The 20,765-nt window shown below is 62.6% G+C and carries 15 protein-coding genes and 4 tRNA genes; 6 read left to right on the forward strand and 13 right to left on the reverse strand.

The window, feature by feature from the left end:
• Positions 1-26: 26 nt before the first annotated feature.
• From rpoB to GQB03_RS02490, 12 genes are all read right to left on the reverse strand, one after another.
• On the reverse strand, positions 27-4,160 hold the full coding sequence (gene rpoB / locus GQB03_RS02435; RefSeq protein WP_159683708.1) for a DNA-directed RNA polymerase subunit beta: 4,134 nt from the start codon (positions 4,158-4,160) through the stop codon (positions 27-29).
• Between the two features lie 168 nt (positions 4,161-4,328).
• Complete coding sequence (rplL, locus tag GQB03_RS02440) at positions 4,329-4,703, reverse strand: 50S ribosomal protein L7/L12 (protein WP_159683711.1); 375 nt, start codon at positions 4,701-4,703, stop codon at positions 4,329-4,331.
• Between the two features lie 38 nt (positions 4,704-4,741).
• Positions 4,742-5,242, reverse strand: coding sequence for a 50S ribosomal protein L10 (gene rplJ / locus GQB03_RS02445; protein ID WP_159683714.1), 501 nt, complete (start codon positions 5,240-5,242; stop codon positions 4,742-4,744).
• Positions 5,243-5,507: 265 nt separating this feature from the next.
• A complete protein-coding gene (rplA, locus tag GQB03_RS02450) occupies positions 5,508-6,206 on the reverse strand; it encodes a 50S ribosomal protein L1 (RefSeq protein WP_159683717.1) in 699 nt (232 codons plus the stop codon).
• Between the two features lies 1 nt (position 6,207).
• Positions 6,208-6,639: a 50S ribosomal protein L11 gene (gene rplK, locus GQB03_RS02455; RefSeq protein ID WP_159683720.1), complete on the reverse strand. Its 432-nt coding sequence runs from the start codon at positions 6,637-6,639 to the stop codon at positions 6,208-6,210.
• A 95-nt stretch (positions 6,640-6,734) separates the two neighbouring features.
• Positions 6,735-7,268, reverse strand: coding sequence for a transcription termination/antitermination protein NusG (gene nusG / locus GQB03_RS02460; RefSeq protein ID WP_159683723.1), 534 nt, complete (start codon positions 7,266-7,268; stop codon positions 6,735-6,737).
• 1 nt (position 7,269) lies between these two features.
• On the reverse strand, positions 7,270-7,617 hold the full coding sequence (secE, locus tag GQB03_RS02465) for a preprotein translocase subunit SecE (protein WP_159683726.1): 348 nt from the start codon (positions 7,615-7,617) through the stop codon (positions 7,270-7,272).
• A gap of 24 nt (positions 7,618-7,641) precedes the next feature.
• Positions 7,642-7,717 (reverse strand) — tRNA-Trp (locus tag GQB03_RS02470).
• A gap of 53 nt (positions 7,718-7,770) precedes the next feature.
• Positions 7,771-8,961 (reverse strand): elongation factor Tu, encoded by a 1,191-nt coding sequence (gene tuf / locus GQB03_RS02475; protein WP_159683694.1) that lies wholly within the window; start codon positions 8,959-8,961, stop codon positions 7,771-7,773.
• 67 nt (positions 8,962-9,028) lie between these two features.
• Positions 9,029-9,103 (reverse strand) — tRNA-Thr (locus tag GQB03_RS02480).
• 17 nt (positions 9,104-9,120) lie between these two features.
• Positions 9,121-9,194 (reverse strand) — tRNA-Gly (locus GQB03_RS02485).
• 66 nt (positions 9,195-9,260) lie between these two features.
• Positions 9,261-9,345: transfer RNA gene (locus tag GQB03_RS02490), tRNA-Tyr, on the reverse strand.
• Between the two features lie 485 nt (positions 9,346-9,830).
• On the opposite strand from GQB03_RS02490, the gene GQB03_RS02495 reads away from it, so the two are divergent.
• The 3 genes from GQB03_RS02495 to GQB03_RS02505 all read left to right on the forward strand — a co-directional run bounded on the left by GQB03_RS02495 (position 9,831) and on the right by GQB03_RS02505 (position 14,985).
• Positions 9,831-13,379 carry an indolepyruvate ferredoxin oxidoreductase family protein gene (locus GQB03_RS02495; RefSeq protein WP_159683729.1) on the forward strand — a complete coding sequence of 1,183 codons (3,549 nt, stop codon included), beginning with the start codon at positions 9,831-9,833 and terminating at the stop codon, positions 13,377-13,379.
• A gap of 59 nt (positions 13,380-13,438) precedes the next feature.
• The gene (locus tag GQB03_RS02500; protein WP_327515966.1) at positions 13,439-14,200 is read left to right on the forward strand and encodes a class I SAM-dependent methyltransferase; all 762 of its coding nucleotides are present in this window, start codon (positions 13,439-13,441) and stop codon (positions 14,198-14,200) included.
• Positions 14,201-14,286: 86 nt separating this feature from the next.
• Positions 14,287-14,985 carry a P-loop NTPase family protein gene (locus tag GQB03_RS02505; protein WP_159683732.1) on the forward strand — a complete coding sequence of 233 codons (699 nt, stop codon included), beginning with the start codon at positions 14,287-14,289 and terminating at the stop codon, positions 14,983-14,985.
• A 34-nt stretch (positions 14,986-15,019) separates the two neighbouring features.
• On the opposite strand, the gene GQB03_RS02510 is transcribed toward GQB03_RS02505, so the two are convergent.
• Positions 15,020-15,652, reverse strand: coding sequence for a response regulator transcription factor (locus tag GQB03_RS02510; RefSeq protein ID WP_159683735.1), 633 nt, complete (start codon positions 15,650-15,652; stop codon positions 15,020-15,022).
• Positions 15,653-15,841: 189 nt separating this feature from the next.
• Between GQB03_RS02510 and GQB03_RS02515 the strand changes: the two genes are divergently transcribed.
• Genes GQB03_RS02515 through GQB03_RS02525 form a run of 3 tightly spaced genes read left to right on the forward strand, consistent with a single transcriptional unit; the run spans position 15,842 to position 20,737 of the window.
• Positions 15,842-17,878, forward strand: a complete 2,037-nt coding sequence (locus GQB03_RS02515; RefSeq protein WP_159683738.1) for a TonB-dependent receptor plug domain-containing protein — start codon at positions 15,842-15,844, stop codon at positions 17,876-17,878.
• A 4-nt stretch (positions 17,879-17,882) separates the two neighbouring features.
• Positions 17,883-18,824 carry an ABC transporter substrate-binding protein gene (locus GQB03_RS02520; protein WP_235026906.1) on the forward strand — a complete coding sequence of 314 codons (942 nt, stop codon included), beginning with the start codon at positions 17,883-17,885 and terminating at the stop codon, positions 18,822-18,824.
• Entirely contained in the window at positions 18,821-20,737 is a 1,917-nt protein-coding gene (locus GQB03_RS02525; protein ID WP_327515970.1) for an ATP-binding protein, read from the forward strand. The genes GQB03_RS02520 and GQB03_RS02525 overlap by 4 nt, the downstream gene beginning before the upstream one ends.
• The last annotated feature ends 28 nt before the right edge of the window (positions 20,738-20,765 follow it).

Consider the following 20,765-nt stretch of genomic DNA (forward strand, 5'->3'; position numbering starts at 1 on the left):
AGAGCAACCTTCAGAGGCCGTTCGGCTCACAAACGTTCAAGATCGATATCGATGGCGAGGGAGCGGATCTCCTTCACCAGCACATTGAACGATTCCGGCATGCCGGCATCGATCTTGTGCTCGCCCTTGACGATGTTTTCATACACTTTGGTCCGCCCGGTCACGTCATCGGACTTGACCGTGAGCATTTCCTGCAGCGTGTAGGACGCACCGTAAGCCTCCAGCGCCCACACTTCCATCTCGCCGAAACGCTGTCCGCCGAACTGCGCCTTACCGCCAAGCGGTTGCTGGGTAACGAGCGAATAGGGGCCGGTGGAGCGGGCGTGCATCTTGTCATCGACCAGGTGATGCAGCTTGAGCACGTGCTTGTAGCCCACCGTCACCTTGCGCTCGAATTCTTCGCCGGTGCGACCATCGAACAGGGTCACCTGACCACGCAGCGGCAGATCGGCAAGTGCAAGCATCTTCTCGATCTCTTCTTCCTTGGCGCCGTCGAACACCGGCGTCGCGAAAGGCACGCCCTTGGTCAGATTGGTGGCAAGCTCGCGGATCTCACCGTCGGAGAAGCTATCGATCGCTTCAGACTTGCCGCAACCGTTGTAGATCTCGCCAATCAGGCCGCGGACTTCCGAAGCGGCAGCATTCGCGCGCAGCATGCGGTCGATCTTGTTGCCCAGACCCTTGGCGGCCCAGCCAAGGTGGGTTTCGAGAATCTGACCGATGTTCATCCGCGAGGGCACGCCCAGCGGGTTGAGCACGATGTCGACCGAAGTGCCGTCTTCCATGTACGGCATGTCCTCGACCGGAACGATCTTCGACACCACACCCTTGTTGCCGTGGCGACCGGCCATCTTGTCGCCCGGCTGCAGGCGGCGCTTCACCGCGAGGTGGACCTTGACCATCTTCTGCACACCCGGGGGCAGTTCATCGCCCTGGGTGAGCTTCTTCTTCTTGACCTCGAAAGCCAGCTCGAAGTCCTTGCGGGTCTTCTCGAGCGACTCGCGCACCGCTTCCATCTGCCCGGCGATTTCCTCGTCCGCCATGCGGATGTCGAACCAGTGGTAAGGCTCGAGCGAGTCCAGGTAATCCTTGGCAATGGCCGTGCCCTTGGCAAGCTTCTTCGGACCGCCGTTGGCCGGCTGACCGACGATCATGCGCTCGATACGGGCGAAAGCGTCGCGCTCAACGATCCGCATCTGGTCGGCGAGGTCGGTCTTGAAGCTGCGCAGCATCTCGTCGATGATCGACTGGGCGCGCTTGTCGCGCTCGATACCTTCGCGGGTGAACACCTGCACGTCGATGACCGTGCCGTTCATGCCCGAAGGCACGCGCAGCGAAGTGTCCTTAACGTCGGAGGCCTTTTCGCCGAAGATCGCGCGCAGCAGCTTCTCTTCCGGGGTCAGCTGGGTTTCACCCTTCGGGGTGACCTTACCGACCAGCACGTCGCCGGCCTCGACTTCGGCGCCGATATAGACGATGCCGGACTCATCCAGGCGACCGAGCTGCGATTCGCCCAGCGAGGCGATGTCGCGGGTGATCTCCTCGGGTCCGAGTTTGGTGTCGCGTGCGACCACGGTCAGCTCCTCGATGTGAATCGAGGTAAACCGGTCGTCGGCCACGACGCGCTCGGAGATGAGGATCGAATCCTCGAAGTTGTAGCCGTTCCAGGGCATGAACGCGACCAGCATATTCTGCCCGAGCGCCAGCTCGCCGAGATCGGTGGAGGCGCCGTCGGCCACCACATCACCCTTGGCCAGGATGTCGCCGACCTTGACGATCGGGCGCTGGTTGATGTTGGTGTTCTGGTTGGAACGGGTGTACTTGATGAGGTTGTAGATGTCGACGCCGACCTCGCCCGCCTGGGTTTCCTCGTCGTGCACGCGCACCACGATACGGTTGGCATCGATGTAATCGACCACGCCACCACGCAGCGCCTGCACCGCGGTACCCGAGTCGACCGCAACGGTGCGCTCGATGCCGGTACCGACCAGCGGCTTTTCGGGCCGCAGGCAGGGCACCGCCTGACGTTGCATGTTCGCACCCATCAGCGCACGGTTCGCATCGTCGTGCTCGAGGAATGGGATCAGCGATGCGGCGACCGAAACGATCTGACCCGGCGCCACGTCCATGTACTGGACGGTGTCGGCCGTGGCGAGCATGAATTCGCCCTTGTGGCGGCATGACACCAGGTCGCCGTCGAGCGAGCCGTCGGCAGCGATCTCGGCATTCGCCTGGGCGATCACGTACTGACCTTCCTCGATCGCCGACAGGTAATCGATCTGGTCGGTAACCCGACCATCCTCCACCTTGCGATACGGCGTCTCGAGGAAGCCGTAGCGGTTGGTGGTGGCGTAAACCGCGAGCGAGTTGATCAGGCCGATGTTCGGACCTTCCGGCGTCTCGATCGGGCACACCCGTCCATAGTGGGTCGGATGCACGTCGCGAACTTCGAAGCCCGCACGCTCGCGCGTCAGACCGCCGGGGCCAAGGGCCGATACGCGGCGCTTGTGGGTGATCTCGGAGAGCGGGTTGGTCTGGTCCATGAACTGGGAGAGCTGGCTCGAGCCGAAGAACTCCTTGATTGCCGCCGAAATCGGCTTGGCGTTGATCAGGTCATGGGGCATCAGGTTATCGGACTCTGCCTGGCTCAGACGCTCCTTGACCGCACGCTCGACGCGCACAAGACCGGCGCGGAACTGGTTCTCGGCAAGTTCGCCAACGGAACGCACGCGACGGTTGCCGAGGTGATCGATATCGTCGATCTCGCCACGACCGTTGCGCAGTTCGACCAGAATGCCGATCACCGCGAGGATGTCGTCATTCGACAGCGTTCCGGCACCGAGCTCGTCCTGCTCGCCGACGCGCTCATGGAAACGCTTGACCCACTCCGGGGCCTTGTCGTCGAGCTTTGCCGGATAGGCACGCCGGTTGAACTTCATGCGGCCGACGGCCGACAGGTCGTAACGCTCTTCGGCGTAGAACAACCCCTGGAACAAGGCCTCGACGGCATCCTCGGTGGGCGGCTCGCCCGGACGCATCATGCGGTAGATGGCAACGCGGGCAGCCCACTGATCGGCCGCATCATCGATGCGCAGCGTCTGGGAGATGTAGGCACCGCGGTCCAGATCGTTCAGGTACAGGGTCTGCAGATCGGTCACAGAGGCGTCGCGAAGCTTGCCGAGCAACTCTTCGGTGATCTCGTCATTGGCTCGCGCGACGACTTCGCCAGTCGATTCGTCGATCACGTCCTGGGCCAGAACGCGGCCGAGGATGAACTCCTCATTGACCGAGAATGTCTTGACGCCGGCTTCGGCCAGTTCGCGGATGTGTTTGGCGGTGATCCGCTTGTCACGCGCGACGATCACCTTTCCGTCGGGGGTGACGATGTCGAACTTCGCAACCTCGCCGCGCAGGCGCTCGGGCACCACTGCGAACTGGATGTCCTCTGCGCCGAGATGGAAGGCATCGGTATCGTGGAAGGCCGCCAGAATCTCCTGGTTGTTCATGCCGATGGCCTTCATCAGCGTGGTCACCGGCATCTTACGGCGACGGTCCACGCGGAAGTACAGGTAGTCCTTCGGGTCAAACTCGAAGTCCAGCCACGAGCCGCGGTAGGGAATGATGCGCGCCGAGAAGAGAAGCTTGCCCGAACTGTGCGTCTTGCCACGGTCATGCTCGAAAAAGACGCCCGGGGAACGATGAAGCTGGGAAACAATGACCCGCTCGGTACCATTGATGACAAAGGACCCGGTAGTGGTCATGAGCGGAATCTCGCCCATGTACACTTCCTGCTCCTTCACCTCCTTGATGGTTTCCTTGGGCGCATCGCGATCCATGATCACGAGTCGCACGCGGGCACGCAGCGGAGATGCGAAGGTAAGGCCGCGCTGCTGGCATTCCTTCACGTCGAAGGCCGGTTCGCCCAGATTGAAATGCACGAACTCGAGCCGCGCGTTTCCGCTGTGGCTGGAGATCGGGAAGATCGAATTGAAGGCTGCTTCGAGACCGTTGTTGATGCGCGATGCCGGCGGGGTCTCCGCCTGCAGGAACGCAGCATAGGACTGGATTTGGGTGGCGAGCAGATAGGGAACGTTCAGCACGGCATCGCGCTTGGCGAAGCTTTTGCGGATACGTTTCTTCTCGGTGTATGAGTACGCCATAGATGCTCCGGGTGAGAGGTCAGACGTCGGTGTGACAGAACACAGCGCCCCGCATTTCGTCAGGCGCCGGCAGGGCTGGACGCTCTGTTCTGTCCGCTGCGCGACCGTAATACAAAGCACAAAAGGGCCGACGCCAAAAAGGCGTCAGCCCCGCGTTGAGATCGCGGATTACTTGACCTCGACCTTCGCGCCAGCGTCTTCAAGCTGCTTCTTGAGCGCTTCGGCGTCGGCCTTCGGCAGGCCTTCCTTGACGGTCTTCGGAGCGCCGTCAACCACGTCCTTGGCTTCCTTCAGGCCCAGGCCGGTGGCTGCACGCACAACCTTGATGACCTCGACCTTCTTGTCGCCGGTCGCAACCAGCACGACGTCGAATTCGGTCTTCTCTTCGACAGCGGCAGCGGCGCCGCCTGCACCCGGAGCGGCCACGGCCATCGAGGCAGCGGAAACACCGAACTTCTCTTCGAACGCCTTGACCAGGTCGTTCAGGTCCATGACGGTCATCGCGCCAACGGCTTCGAGGATGTCTTCTTTGGAGATTGCCATTTCAAATTACCCCTAATTCAATACTTTCAAGAAATCGTTCAGGCAGCGGCTTCTTCTTCGCGTTGCTTCGCGAGAGCAGCCAGCGTGCAGGCAAAGCCGGTGACCGGGGCCTGCATGACGCCCAGCAACTTGGCGAGCAACTCATCGCGGCTCGGGATCGAGGCGAGCGCCTTGACCGCTTCCACGTCGAGCACATTGCCCGCATAGGAACCGGCCTTGAGCACCAGCTTGTCGTTACCCTTGGCGAAATCGTTGAGCACCCTTGCTGCGGCGACCGGATCTTCCGACACACTGTAGATCAGCGGTCCGACGAGTTGATCCGACAGACCGGCGAACGGCGTATCGGCGATGGCACGACGCACCAGCGTGTTCTTCAGAACGCGCAGGTAAACACCGGCCTCGCGGGCCTTGGCACGCAGCACGGTGAGATCTCCCACCGCAATGCCGCGATACTCGGCCACCGCAATGGTCTGGGCGTTGGCTACCTGAGCCGAAACCTCTGCCACGACGGCTTTCTTGTCATCAAGATTGAGACCCACAGGTCTTTCCTCCTATCAAGTCCACTCACAAACCGGGAGTCCGGTTTGCACCCACGGCGACCTGGATCAGGAGCTTGACGCATCGCTGCGCCCTAATCCTGTTCTGGGCTCACCATCTGCGCAGGCCAACTCAATGCTTAAGCCCCGAATGCTCGACAAGCCAGTCGGGACACCTGCGGTCTTTGACGATCCGGCCACCTCGCTACAGGCAGGCGGCCGGCCCAAAGTTCAATGCGGGGCGACACAACGCGTCCCGCCAAATCAATTACGCGGCCGAGATGCTCGACGGCTCGACGCGAACCCCCGCACCCATGGTGCTGGAGACAGCCACGCGACGCACATAGACACCCTTGGAGGCAGCCGGCTTTGCCTTGACCAGCGCATCGAGGAGCGCTGCCAGGTTCTGCTGCAGCGCGTCGGTCGCAAAGCTCGCACGGCCGATCGTGGCATGCACGATGCCGCCCTTGTCGGTACGGTACTGGACCTGACCGGCCTTGGCGTTCTTGACCGCAGTGGTCACATCCATGGTCACGGTGCCGACCTTCGGGTTCGGCATCAGGCCACGCGGACCAAGGATCTGGCCGAGGGCACCGACCACGCGCATTGCGTCGGGCGTGGCGATACACAGATCGAAGTCGATATTGCCGCCTTTCACCTGTTCTGCGAGGTCGTCAAAACCGACCACATCGGCCCCCGCTGCGCGAGCGGCTTCGGCCTTCTCGCCCTGGGCGAACACGGCGACGCGCACGCTCTTGCCCGTACCAGCCGGGAGAACCACCGAACCACGTACGACCTGGTCAGATTTACGCGCATCCACGCCGAGGTTGATCGAAACGTCGATCGACTCATCGAACTTGGCGGTGGCGCAATCTTTTACCAATGCCAGCGCATCAGCGACAGCAAAGACCTGGTTACGGTCGACCTTGGCACGCAGGGCCTGGACGCGCTTGGACAGCTTGGCCATCTCAGAGGCCCTCCACAGTGATGCCCATGCTGCGGGCGGAACCGGCGATGGTGCGCACGGCTGCTTCAAGATCGGCCGCGGTCAGATCGGGCGTCTTGGTCTTGGCAATTTCTTCGCACTGGGCGCGGGTGATCGAGCCGACCTTGTCGGTATGCGGCTTCGGCGAACCCTTCTGGATGCCGGCAGCTTTCTTGATCAGGATCGACGCCGGCGGCGTCTTCATGATGAAGGTGAAGCTCTTGTCCGCAAAAGCGGTAATCACCACCGGAATCGGCAGGCCCGGCTCAAGACCCTGGGTCTTGGCGTTGAAAGCCTTGCAGAATTCCATGATGTTCAGACCGCGCTGACCCAGCGCCGGACCGATCGGGGGAGACGGGTTGGCCTTACCAGCTGGCACCTGCAGCTTGATATAGCCGATGATTTTCTTCGCCATGAGGCTACTCCTGTGTTGAGTTCAAACGCACCCCCGAAGGGACGCTCCTCGAAGGCGGCACGCAGGTGCCGCCACCAAACCCTTGCGGGCGTTGATCAGGCCTTCTCGACCTGACCGAATTCAAGCTCGACCGGCGTCGCGCGACCGAAGATGGTCACCGAGACACGGATCCTGCTCTTGTCGTAATTGACCTCTTCCACGGCACCGTGGAAGTCGGTGAACGGACCTTCCTTGACGCGCACCACCTCGCCGATCTCGAACAGCACCTTGGGACGGGGCTTCTCGACCCCCTCCTGCATCTGCTGCATGATCTTCTCGACTTCCTTCTCGGTGATCGGCGTCGGATTGTTCGCGCGACCGCCGATGAAACCGGTGACCTTGGGCGTCGACTTGACGAGGTGCCAGGTCTCGTCGTTCATTTCCATCTCGACCAGCACATAGCCGGGGAAGAATTTCCGCTCGGAAATGCTTTTCTGGCCGGATTTCATCTCGACCACTTCCTCGACCGGCACCAGAATCTGGCCGAACATGTCTTCCATGCCGGCGCGGGCAACCCGCTCGACCAAGGCACGCTGAACCGATTTTTCGAAGCCCGAATAGGCGTGCACTACATACCAGCGCTTGGTCATATCACTTCCACCCCAGAATCAGGTCGTAAAGCACCCACTCGAGGGACTTGTCGGTGAGCCACAGAAAGACGGCCATACACACCATGAAGACGAACACGATACCGGTGGTCTGCAGGGTTTCCTTGCGGCTTGGCCACACGACCTTCTTGGTCTCGACGATCGTTTCACGGATAAACCCGGCGAATTGCTGCCCGGGAGCCGAAAACCATGCAACAACCCCGCCTGCAATCAAGCCGGCCAGCACGGAGAGCACGCGCAGCACCAACGCCTGCTCAGAGAGCAGGTAAAAGCCGATCACACCGGCCACTACCAACAGCAGCGCCAGCGCAATCTTGAGTTTGTCGGCCATGAAGAAACGTGTCCGGAGAATTAATGGCAGGGGCAGAGGGAATCGAACCCCCAACCTTCGGTTTTGGAGACCGACGCTCTGCCAGTTGAGCTATACCCCTGCGACAGAGACAACCCGGCGCCCCGCAAGCGGGACGCCGCACACAACTAAAACTTATTCGATGACCTTGGCAACCACACCGGCGCCGACGGTACGACCACCTTCGCGAATCGCGAAACGCAGACCCTCTTCCATGGCGATCGGCGCGATCAGCTTGACGGTGATCGACACGTTGTCGCCCGGCATGACCATCTCGGTGCCTTCCGGCAGCTCGATCGAACCGGTCACGTCGGTCGTCCGGAAGTAGAACTGCGGACGGTAGTTGTTGAAGAACGGGGTATGACGACCGCCCTCTTCCTTCGACAGCACGTACACTTCACCCGTGAAGTGGGTGTGCGGGGTGATCGAACCCGGCTTGGCCAGCACCTGGCCACGCTCGACGTCTTCACGCTTGGTGCCGCGCAGCAGCACGCCGACGTTGTCACCAGCCTGACCCTGGTCAAGCAGCTTGCGGAACATCTCGACACCGGTACAGGTGGTCTTGACGGTCGGCTTGATACCGACAATCTCGATTTCCTCGCCAACCTTGACGATGCCGCGCTCAACACGACCCGTCACCACGGTACCGCGACCCGAGATCGAGAACACGTCTTCGATCGGCAGCAGGAAGGGCTTGTCGATCGCACGCTCGGGCGTCGGGATGTACGAATCCAGCGCAGCAGCCAGTTCGAAGATCGCCGGCTCGCCGATCGGCGATTGGTCGCCTTCGAGCGCCTTCAGCGCCGAGCCCTTGACGATGGGAATGTCGTCGCCCGGGAAGTCGTACTTCGAGAGCAGTTCGCGCACTTCCATCTCGACCAGCTCGAGCAGCTCTTCGTCGTCAACCATGTCGCACTTGTTCAGGAAGACGATGATGTACGGCACACCAACCTGGCGAGCAAGCAGAATGTGTTCGCGGGTCTGCGGCATCGGGCCGTCAGCGGCCGAGCACACCAGAATCGCGCCGTCCATCTGCGCCGCACCGGTAATCATGTTCTTCACGTAGTCGGCGTGACCCGGGCAATCCACGTGAGCGTAGTGACGGCCTTCGGTTTCGTATTCGACGTGCGCGGTGTTGATCGTGATACCACGTGCCTTCTCTTCCGGCGCGCTGTCGATCGAAGCGTAATCCTTTGCCTCGCCACCATATTTCTTCGACAGGATCGTCGTGATCGCCGCCGTCAGCGTGGTCTTGCCGTGGTCAACGTGACCAATCGTACCGACGTTTACGTGCGGCTTCGTCCGCTCGAACTTACCCTTAGCCATGCCACCACCTCAAATCGAAAAGGAAGTACGGAATCTCAAATCAAAGCTGCTGCACCGAACAAGACCGTGGTGCCCATGGGCAGGATTGAACTGCCGACCTCTCCCTTACCAAGGGAGTGCTCTGCCACTGAGCTACATGGGCCCTCGTTTGCTCAACACTGGAGCGGGTGAAGGGAATCGAACCCTCGTCATAAGCTTGGAAGGCTTCTGCTCTACCATTGAGCTACACCCGCACACGCTTCCCTTCACTGCGCAGCCCCGTAACAAATGAACCTGCTACGTGACAAAATCCAATCTGCTGGTGGAGGGGGAAGGATTCGAACCTTCGAAGGCAGTGCCGTCAGATTTACAGTCTGATCCCTTTGACCGCTCGGGAACCCCTCCAGCGAAGAGCGGCGAACTTTAGACACACTTTACGCCCTTGTCAAATCTTTTTTGGCGAAGCCGAATAACCGCCTGTGGAATCGCGACGTTTTCCCCGACGACCTTCAGAATGAGCCCCGGTTCAAGGTGTGCAACATCGCCCGGCCTGACAGCACATCCGTCATGGCATGTCAAACCGTTCGCGACCGGCGCCCGCCCAGTGAAGAGGACAAGCCTCATTTCGCCAACCATGATGCAACGGCCGCTACCGGTGAGCTTGGCGCATCCAGCCGCCCCCGCCGCATCGTGCCATGCCATCACGCACTCGCAATGCAGGGATGGTCGCGAAGCGGGATTGGGTGCAACATTCCGGCAGTCAGGATATCCAAGACACAGCACTTGTATCGGCAGGCGCCCCGAAGGTCGCCGCGAAACGGGTCTCGCGAACTCGAATCAGCCCTTCTTCCTCCCCGGATCGGGCCGTTCGATTCTAGTGGAGGATTCACATGTCCGGCATAACCACCCCATCGGCGACGGATTCGCTGCAAGCGGCGTCCCTGGACGACAAATATACGAAACACCAGGGACGCGTCTACCTGACCGGCTACCAGGCGCTGGTCCGCCTCCTCATGATCCAGCGAGAGCGCGATCTTGCAGCAGGTCTCGACACGGCGGGTTTCGTTTCCGGCTATCGCGGCTCACCGCTCGGCGGCCTCGACCAGACACTGTGGAAGGCAAAGGATCACCTGGCTACGCATCAGATCGTATTTCAGCCGGGCGTGAACGAGGATCTTGCGGCCACCGCGGTGTGGGGCTCGCAACAGGTCAGTCTTTCGCCAAAGGCCCGTTACGACGGTGTCTTCGCGATGTGGTACGGCAAGGGCCCCGGTGTGGATCGCAGTGGTGACGTGTTCAGGCACGGCAACGCCGCGGGTTCATCGAGGCACGGCGGCGTCCTGGTGATCGCCGGCGACGACCATGCCGCAAAGTCGTCCACCCTGCCCCACCAGACCGATCACTTCTTCAAGTCGATGATGATGCCGGTGCTGGCCCCGGCGGGCGTACAGGAGTACGTCGATTTCGGAGTGCACGGCTGGGCGCTATCGCGCTATTCAGGCTGCTGGGTCGCCTTCAAGGCATTGGCCGACACCGTGGAGACCTCCGCATCGGTCGACGTGGATCCCTTCCGCGTCCAGGTTTCGCTGCCAACCGACTTCGCGCTACCGCCCGACGGGCTGAATATCCGCTGGCCCGACCCGCCGCTGATCCAGGAGCGCCGCCTGCTTCATTTCAAGCTCTACGCCGCACTGGCCTACTGCAGGGCGAATCATCTCAACCGCGTGCTCATCGACGCGCCCCAGCCACGCCTCGGGATCATCACCTCGGGCAAGAGCTACCTCGACGTGCGTCAGGCGCTCGAAGATCTCGGTATCGACGAAGCCCTGGCCGCGGAGATTGGCATCAGGCTCTACAAGATCGGCATGGTATGGCCGCTCGAGGCCGAGGGCGTCAGGCATTTCGCGGAAGGGCTGGAGGAAATCCTGGTGGTCGAGGAAAAGCGCCAGTTGCTCGAGTACCAGCTGAAGGAAGAGCTTTACAACTGGCGTGAAGACGTACGCCCACGGGTGGTCGGGAAGTTCGACGAAAAGGGCGAATGGGCAATGATTGCGAACGCCGAGGGCAAGGTCGATCACGGCGAATGGCTGCTGCCCGCGGCGGGTGAGCTGACCCCCGCGATGATCGCGCGGGCGATCGCGGCTCGCATCGGCCGGTTCTTCACCTCCGACCGCATCAAGGCACGGCTGAGCTTTCTCGAGGCCAAGGAGCAGGCGCTTTCACGCCGTGCCTTCTCGATCGACCGAGTCCCGACCTTCTGTTCGGGTTGCCCCCACAACACTTCCACCAACGTGCCGGAAGGCAGCCGCGCGCTGGCGGGAATCGGCTGCCATTACATGGTCACCTGGATGCCGGAACGCCACACCGGCACTTTCACCCAGATGGGTGGCGAAGGGGTGCCCTGGGTCGGCCAGGCGCCTTTCACCACCGAGGAACACGTCTTTGCGAACCTCGGCGACGGCACCTATTTCCACTCCGGCCTGTTGGCGATCCGCCAGGCTGTCGCGGCAAAGGTGAACATCACCTACAAGATCCTCTACAACGATGCGGTCGCGATGACCGGCGGCCAACCGCATGACGGCGAGCTGTCGGTCCCGAAGATCGTCCGGCAACTCGAGGCCGAGGGGGTGCACAACATCGTCGTGGTCACCGACGGCACCGAGCGTGCCTATGGGCCAGCGGACCTGCTGCACGGCGTGCCGATTCGCCATCGCGACGAACTCGACAGCATCCAGCAGGACCTTCGCCAGACGGCCGGCGTATCCGCGCTGATCTACGACCAGACCTGCGCCGCCGAGAAGCGGCGCCGCCGCAAGCGCGGCCTCTATCCCGATCCGGCACGCCGCGTATTCATCAACGAAATGGTGTGCGAAGGGTGCGGAGACTGCGGCGACAAGTCCAACTGCATGTCGATCGTCCCGGTAGAGACCGAATTCGGGCGCAAGCGCGCGATCGATCAATCATCCTGCAACAAGGATTACTCCTGCCTGAACGGCTTCTGCCCGAGCTTCATCACCGTCGAGGGCGGCACACTGCGCAAGGGCAAGGCGCTCGCCGCCGACGAGTCCCACTTCGCGGCACTGCCGATGCCGACTCCGCCGGCCACGGCAAGGCCTTACGGCGTGATGGTGACAGGCGTGGGCGGCACCGGGGTGGTAACCATCGGGGCCCTCATCGGCATGGCAGCACATCTCGATGGCAAGGGCGTCACCGTGCTCGACATGACCGGCCTCGCCCAGAAGGGCGGCTCCGTATTCAGCCACATCCGGGTTGCCGACCACCCGGATGACCTTCACGCGGTGCGTATCGCTGCAGGCGAAGCCGATGCCGTGATCGGCGGCGACATCGTGGTCTGTGCCAGCGTCGAGGCATTGGCCAAGGTCGCAGCCGGCAAGACACGGATGGTGGTCAACTGCGCGGAAACGCCGACTTCCGAGTTCACCCACAACCCCGACTGGCAGTTCCCGCTCGCAAAGATGCAGCAGGGCATCACCGAGGCGGTGGGCAAGGACAGCGTCGATTTCCTCGATGCCCAGCAACTCGCCACCGACCTCATGGGTGACTCGATCGCCACCAATCTGTTCCTGCTCGGCTATGCCTGGCAGCACGCGATGGTGCCGGTCTCGCACGAGGCACTGCAAAAGGCGATCGAGCTCAACGCAACGGCGGTCGAAATGAACCGCAAGGCCTTCCTCTGGGGACGCCGCGCGGCTCACGATCTGGCCGCGGTCAAGCGTTTTGCGCGACCCGCGGCGGTGGTCCCGATCCGCGCGGAGACCATCGACGAGGTAATCCGTCGCCGCGAAACCTTCCTCACCGACTACCAGGACGCGGCCTATGCGAGCCGCTATCGGCGGCTGGTCGAGCGAGTCAGGAGCGCAGAATCGCCGCTCGGCAGCACACGATTGGGCGAAGCGGTGGCACGCAACTATTTCAAGCTGCTCGCCTACAAGGATGAATACGAAGTCGCGCGCCTTTACGGCGACCCGGAATTCTGGAAAAAGCTGGAGAGCACCTTCGAGGGCGATTTCAGCGTGCATTTCCATCTCGCGGCCCCCTTGCTCGCACACCCGGATCCGAATACTGGCCGCATCGCAAAACGCAGATTCGGCCCGGGCATGCGCAGGGTTTTCGGCGTTCTGGCCAGGCTCAAGGGGCTACGCGGCACCCGCTGGGATGTCTTCGGCCGCACCGAGGAGCGCCGGGCCGAGCGTGCCCTCATCGTGCAGTACGAACAGGACGTGGAAGAACTGATCGGACACCTCGCCTACGACCGGATGGATCTGGCCGTGCGGATTGCCAGCCTGCCCGAATCGATTCGCGGCTACGGCCATGTGAAGCTCGCCGCCATCGACAAGGCGGCGAGGAAGCGCGAGGCGCTGCTCGTCCGCTGGCGTGAGCACACACCGGCTGCGGCACGGCTGGTGCGGGTTGCCTGAGATCGGCCCGCGCCAAGGCGCTATCATCGGCGGCCCATGTCCACCACCAGATCGAAATCGTGCCGCTGCTGAAAGCACTCGCTGCCCAATTGGCAGGCGTGGCGCTGGTATTTTTCCTGCTGCGCTCCGGCCTGCTCGGCGCTGTTCCGCCCTGGGCGCTGATCGCAATCCAGGCTGTCGGCGCCTGTGCAGCCGCGGTAGCGCTGGGCAGCGAGCGCTGGTGGTGGGTGATACACCTGTGCTTCTCACCGCTTCTGCTGGCCGTCGGCCAACTTGGCATTCCGCCAGGCTGGTATCTCGGCCTCTTCGTGCTGCTGAGTCTTGTGTACTGGAGCACCTTCCGGACCCGCGTGCCGCTGTTCCTGTCGAACCACGCGACCGTCGAAGCAGTTGCCGCCTTGCTCGCCGGGCGGCCCGAAGCGCGGTTACTGGACATCGGCAGCGGCACGGCGAGCGTGCTCAGGCCACTTGCACGACGTTTTCCGGGCTGGCGATTCCTGGGCATCGAGAGTGCCCCGCTCCCGCACCTGCTGGCCTGCCTGCTTGCCCGCAAGCAGGCCAACGTTCAACTGCGGCGGGGCGACTTCTTCGCGCAGGACTGGGGCGACTACGCGGTGATCTACGCCTTCCTGTCACCGGTACCGATGCAGCGGGTCCGCGAGAAGGCCCTGCTCGAGATGCGCGCCGGAAGCGTCTTGATAAGCAATAGCTTTCCGCTACCCGAGACAGTACCGGACCACGTCGTCGAGGTAGCCGACAGCAGGCGCACCCACCTCTACTGCTACACCATCCCCTCAAGAAAGAAACGAAAAGGCCGATAAAACTTCTTCTGTTTCAACCCTGCCCGGCTACTGCCCGCGGCAAGAATGCCAGGGTGGCGCGTTTCCTGCGCGAAGGAGTTCGTTTCATGGCTGAGATCATCTGTATCATCGGCAACAAGGGGGGCACCGGCAAGACCACGCTCTCGCACATGCTGTGCCAAGGGCTCGGGCTGCTTGGCCAACGCTCTGCCTGTGTGCTGACCGATACATCCCGGGAGCCACTTCAACCCGAAGGGCGGCGCTACGTGACCGCCGATGCACGGACCCGCGAAGCGCTCGGCAAGGTATCGGACAAGCTGCGCAGCCTCGACGGCTGGCTCGGTGTCATCGACGGTGGCGGCAACCGCACCGAAGTGGATCGCCGGCTATACGGGATCGCAGGCATCGTGTTGCTGCCCTTCCGCGAATCGCACGAAGACATCCGCACCGTGGTCAAGGACCTCGAGATGTTTCCGCGAGCCTACGCGGTACCCTCCCAGTGGCCCACCAACCCCTGGCAACGCGAAGCTGCCGACAAGAACGTGGGGCAACTCATGTCGGATTATCGCCACCGCATTCTGCGGCCGGTCAACGCACTTTCCGCCTCCAAGCTGCTACTCCAGCGCCAAGTGCCCGATGCGCTACCGACGCCGCTGGCAAACGCTTGCCGCGCTTTCGCCGCGCAGGTCCTCGACATCCTCGAGCTGGAATATCGCGACCGGAATGATGATCCACTGGTGGTCGGCGAACCTGTAGGCCGCAGTACCAGCGACACCCCCCGCCCTGCGTTTGCCCATCATCACTGAACACCCCGCTGCGGAGCCCGCCTGAGCGTGCCGCCTAGAGGCGAATGCCGTGCCGATTGATCAGCACCAGCGCCTGGGCTCTGCTCGTTACCTTGAGCGCCTTGAAGATCGCCGAAACATGGACCTTGACGGTCCCTTCGGATAAGCCGAGCAGATCGGCGATTTCGCGGTTGGTCTTGCCCTGGGTGAGAAGGTCGCAGACACGCATCTGCCCAGTAGTCAGCCCGAAGCGCTCGGCCAGAGAAATGCCCGAGCGACGCCGATCGCCGTCACTTCCGGGACCGGTCGGCGTGTAGACCCCGCCGTCGAGCACGATCCGGATCGCCTCGAGCAGGTCGGAACTCGAACTCGCTTTGGGGACGAAACCCGACGCACCGGCCTTCATCGCACGCTGGATCGACGCAGCGTCGTCCAGCGCCGATACGACTATCGCAGGCACATCGGGAAACCGCTTGGCCATGACCGCCAGCAGCGAAAAACCGTTCATCTCCGGGAGCATCAGATCAATCACGGCGAGGTCCCAGTCACTGCTTTCGGAGAGCAGGGCAATCGCATCGTCGGCGTTCGAGGCTTCGGCACACTCCACGCCGGCTTCGAGGTGCAATAAGGTCTGCGCCATCGCTTCGCGCACCAGCGCATGGTCTTCAACGATTAGAATTCTAGCCATAGCAGGGAGCCTTTACCGCGCCGAGTCGACGCAACAATGCCACGAGCATAACATGCGGCGCATACTCAAGCTTCCGGGATCGACTGGACGAGAGACCGAATGACCGAACCGAAAGCAGTTCCACACAAAATCGCGGAGCCCGTGCAAACGTTTTCCCAACCAAGGAAATGCCGCCGATGGACGCGGATTGTGCTCTGCCTTGCGATAGGCGGCAAGCTCGCCCCCCCCAGCCAGGCTGCCGAGGACACCTTCTTCGGCGACCTTCCCGTCGTATTGTCCGCGTCGCGGTTGATGCAGCCGCAGGATGAGGCGCCGGGCGCAACCACCATAATCGATCGAGCGATGATCCGCGCGTCCGGAGCGCGCGACCTCGCCGAATTGCTGCGCCTCGTGCCAGGTTTTCAGGTCGCCAGCCGTTCGGGGCACACTCCACTGACGACCTACCATGGCCTGTCGGATGACGCGCCCCGCAGAATGCTCGTAAGGGTGGATGGACGCTCCGCGTATTCGCCCTACTTCGTCAGTGGCATCGAATGGGGCAAGATTTCGGTCGACATTGAGGACATCGACCGGATCGAAGTATTTCGCGGCTCGAATGCCGCGGCCTACGGCACCAATGCATTTCTCGGGGTGGTCAATATCGTTACCCGACCCGCCGCCGATACCCCCCGGGCGCGCGTGACCAGCAATCTCGGCGACGATGGCATCCGCGACACACGCGCCGCATTGCGGCTAGATCTCGGCAGTGCGGCCCTGCGCCTGAGCGCCGGGCGCCAACAGGATGAGGGGCAGCCCGATCTCGCCGACAACCGACGTGTCGATCGCGCCGATATGCGCCTGGACTGGCGCAATGCGCCCGACCAGCAGATAGAGATTCACGCCGGCCTGGTGAACAGCAAGCTCGAGATGGGCACCTTCGACGACCCGTCGGATCCGCTGCGCAATCGTGGAGATGACGCGGCCTTCGGTCAGATTCGCTGGCGCCTCACACGATCGGCCGAGGAAGAGCTCCAGGTCACCTATTTCCACCAGGAGGAACGGAGCAGGGACGCTTACCGCCTGCTTCTGCGCGAAACACTCGACCCTCGCCTTCCCCCGGCGGTCATAGATGCGGTGCTGGCAGGCTACGGTCTCACTCCAGACGCAAATGTCCCGGTCGACTTCGCCAACCGCGTGATTCGCGATGACATCGAACTCGAGCACGTGCAACGTCTTCGTCATGACAGCCGGCTGGTGTGGGGGGCAGGCCATCGCGAAGACAGGCTGTGGTCGCCTGCGATATTCAACACCGACGATGACATCGTCAACCGGACGTCCCGGCTGTTCGGACACCTCGAATGGCGGGCCGGATCGAGATGGCTGCTGAACTTTGGCGCTACGGCGGAAAAATCGAATTCCGGCAAAATGCATACTTCGCCGCGTTTTTCGGCCAACTATCACCTCACGCCGGGTCAGACATTGAAGTTTTCGGTAAGCCGTGCCTACAGGATACCGACGCCTTTCGAAGCCCGCGGAGATGTCCAGTTTCGCGAGGCGATCAGTGGCAGGCTGATCCGCTACACCCTGCAGCCATCGAACGGGCTTGACCCGGAACGCCTCACTGCAACGGAACTGGGCTATCTGGGCAACTTCCTGAACAAGCGCGTGACCGTCGACCTGCGGGTTTTCGAAGAGCGGATCGACGATTTGATCGAACGCGACAAGGATGCCCCCGCCCCCGCGGGAGGCACCTCCTTGCTGAGCGGAAACGTAGCCCCCCAGTACCGCAACACAGGTGAAGCACAAATCCGTGGCGCCGAACTCAGCCTGGTATATCGGCCCGCGCTGAACCGCTGGATCGGCCTCAATTACGCCAACCTCGACATCAACGCCAAGGGTGTGACCGGCACGCTCGCAGACCCGCTGCAGATTCATGAGGTGCTCGCCACCACCACCGTCCCGACGGAGAGTGCCGCCCTTTTCGCACACTGGACCTTCGGCGAGGGTTGGTCGGCCAGCGTGATCCACACGTTCACCGGCTCCATGAACTGGTACGCGACCCGCACCCGCCTGATCGTGCCCGCATATCACCGCACCGATGTGCGCTTCGCCCGACGGTTCGCGCTCGGGCGGACCCGTGCCGAAGCTGCCCTCACACTGCAGAACGCCGGCAGCGGGAATGCCGATTTCTCGCCGGAACAGGCCATCGGGCGTCGCAGCTTTCTCAGCCTGAGTCTGGAGCTCTGAGCGGGTGCTCCGCAGCCATAGCAGGATCCTCGCCTCGATCGCGGCTCTCTGCACAGCCTTCGTCGGTACGACCCTGGCCGCGGGCACACAGATGCCAGCGGCGATTTCACCCGTGGTGGTGCTGAGCGACCCGGCCCCTGCTTATGACGAAGCCATGCGAGCCTTGCGGAAAAACCTGCAACGCCTTGTCCCCGGCCTGCAGCCGACGACCCTCGACTGGCGCGATCTGACTGCGCTCGGGCGCAATCAGGCGGTCGTCACCATCGGCAGCCAGGCGGCCGGAGCGGTCGCCCGAAGCGGCTTTCGCGGCCCCGTGCTTCACACGCTCATTCCGCGAAGTGCATTCGCCGATCTCGATATCGGGGCACGCGGCCAGGTTTCGGCGATCTTCATCGACCAACCGGCCGACCGGCAAATCGCACTGATCCGTCGGGCCTTGCCGCGCTGGCGCAAGATCGCCTTGCTGAGCGGACCGAACTCTTCCGAATTGACCCGGCAGCTCGCTGCCACCGCGCTCGAACAGCGCCTCCTGCCGACAATCGAAACAGCGGGGTCGGACGACGGTCTTTACGCTGCCCTGCAAAAGCTCCTCATCGAGCCCGCAGTCCTCATCGCCACACCGGATCCCTCGGTCTTCAACAGCTACACCATCCAGAACATCCTGCTCACCGCGTATCGACAGCGCTCGCCCGTCATCGGATTCTCGCCCGCCTACGTCCGGGCCGGCGCGATCCTCGCGGTCTACTCGACCCCCCGGCAGATCGGCACTCAGGCGGCGGAGATTCTCAGCGCGCAATTGTCAGGTTCGCGTCTCCCGCCACCGGAGTCATGCCACTATTTCGAAGTCGCCGCGAATCCCCATGTTGCAAGATCACTTGGCATCGACCTCGACGACGCCGACCGGATCCGGGACAGTCTCGCCGACGGCGAAGGAGCGCACCAGTGAAAAACTGGGGGATCGGTGCCCGTGTGATGCTGGTCGCGCTCCTGCCCGCGTGCGTGCTCGCCATCCTCATGCTCGGCTATTTCACGAGCGCCCGGCTGAGCGAGATAGAGCAGGTACATATCGAACGGGGTCGAGCGTTTGCAAGGCAACTCGCGGTGGCCAGCGAATTCGGTGTCTTCTCGGCGAATCGGGAAATCCTGCAATTGCTCACCAATGCCGCCCTGCAGGAGGCGGACGTGCGGGGTGTCACCATCACCGACCGCCAAGGCAACCTCCTGGCGGCAAGCGGTGAGGTTTCGGCAGCGCATCTGGACAAGCCGGGCAGCGCAGATCTGCTCGAGATCGACAACAGACTGCTGATCGGCGAGCCGGTCCGCGCCAGCCGGCTGGTTGTAAACGACGAACTCTCCGAGATCCTTGCGCCGGAGACGCGAATGGCCGACAAGGACCTCGGTCGGGTCACCATCGACTTTTCTCTCGAGCGTCTTGCCGAGCGCCGCACCGAACTTCTCAGCAACGGCATTCTCGGACTCGTCGTCGTCCTCGCAGGTGCCATCCTGCTCGCCAGAAAGATGAGTCACAGCGTCAGCGGACCGATCCGCGAAGTGGCCGACGCAGTCACCCGGATCGGCCACGGCGAATTCAGCGAGCGGGTACAGAACACCGGGGGTGGCAGTCTGCAGGCACTCGCGGACGGGGTGAACGAGATGGCCTCGCGGCTTGAGGCGGCCTACCACACGATGGAGCAGAGGGTTACCCAGGCGACGGCCGAGTTGCGTACCCGCAAGGAAGATGCGGAACGGGCCAACCTCGCGAAATCGCGCTTCCTTGCTGCGGCAAGTCACGATCTGCGTCAGCCGATGCATGCACTGGTGCTGTTCATATCCGAACTGTCCAGCCGGAACCACCCGCCTGAAACCCGCCGTCTGGTCCGACAGATCGCAGCCTCGGCCGAAGCGATGGAAAATCTCCTCGACAGTCTGCTGGACATCTCCAAACTCGACGCCGGTGTATTGCAGCCGGAAATCCGGCCTTTCGCGGTTCAGGGCGTCTTCGACCGGCTCGCCGCCGACTTCAGGCCGGTGGCGGACGACCGGGGTTTGCGTTTGCGCATCCGGCCGACCACGGCGTGGGCGCTCAGTGACCCGACCCTGCTCGAAAGGATCCTGCTCAACCTTCTCAGCAATGCGCTTCGATATACCGCCCGCGGTACCGTGATGCTGGCGTGCAGACGAAGCGGAGACCATCTGCGTATCGAGGTAAGGGACAGCGGCATGGGGATTCCCCGCGATGCCCAGGAGATCATCTTTCAGGAGTTCGTCCAGCTCGACAATCCGGAACGCGCCCGCCACAAAGGCCTCGGACTGGGGCTGGCCATCGTGCGGCGCCTGACGGAATTGCTCGGGCACCCGCTATCGCTGCGCTCCGCGCACGGCCGCGGTTCGATGTTCACGGTCGAGTTGCCCCGCAGCGAACCGCAGGAGGAGCGGGCGACCGAAGAGTCGCCGCGGATCCCGGGAAGTCTCGCAGGGCTCACGATTGCCGCCGTCGACGATGACCAGCTTGCACTGTCCAGCCTCAACAGCCTGCTGAGCTCCTGGGGCTGCAACGTGGTGGCAGCCGAAAGCCTCGAACGCCTGCAGATGGATCTTGCACTCGACAGCGTGACGCCCCGTGCGCTGGTCTCGGATTTCCGCCTCCGCGGAAGCTACAACGGGATCGAGGTGATTCACGCGATGCGCCGTCGCTTCGGCGAGGACCTTCCGGCAATCCTGATTACCGGCGACACCGGTGCGGCAACGCTGCAGCTGGCGCAGGCCCACAAGATCGCGCTGCTCCACAAACCGGTCCGTCCGGCCAAGCTGCGCGCCCTGCTGCAACGACAGATCAACGCGCCGGAAGATGTCGAATGACCGACAAATACCGCTGTCGCTCCCACGA

Origin of the sequence: Cognatazoarcus halotolerans (genome assembly GCF_009800965.1) — a bacterium.
In the GTDB taxonomy this organism is placed as follows: domain Bacteria; phylum Pseudomonadota; class Gammaproteobacteria; order Burkholderiales; family Rhodocyclaceae; genus Cognatazoarcus; species Cognatazoarcus halotolerans.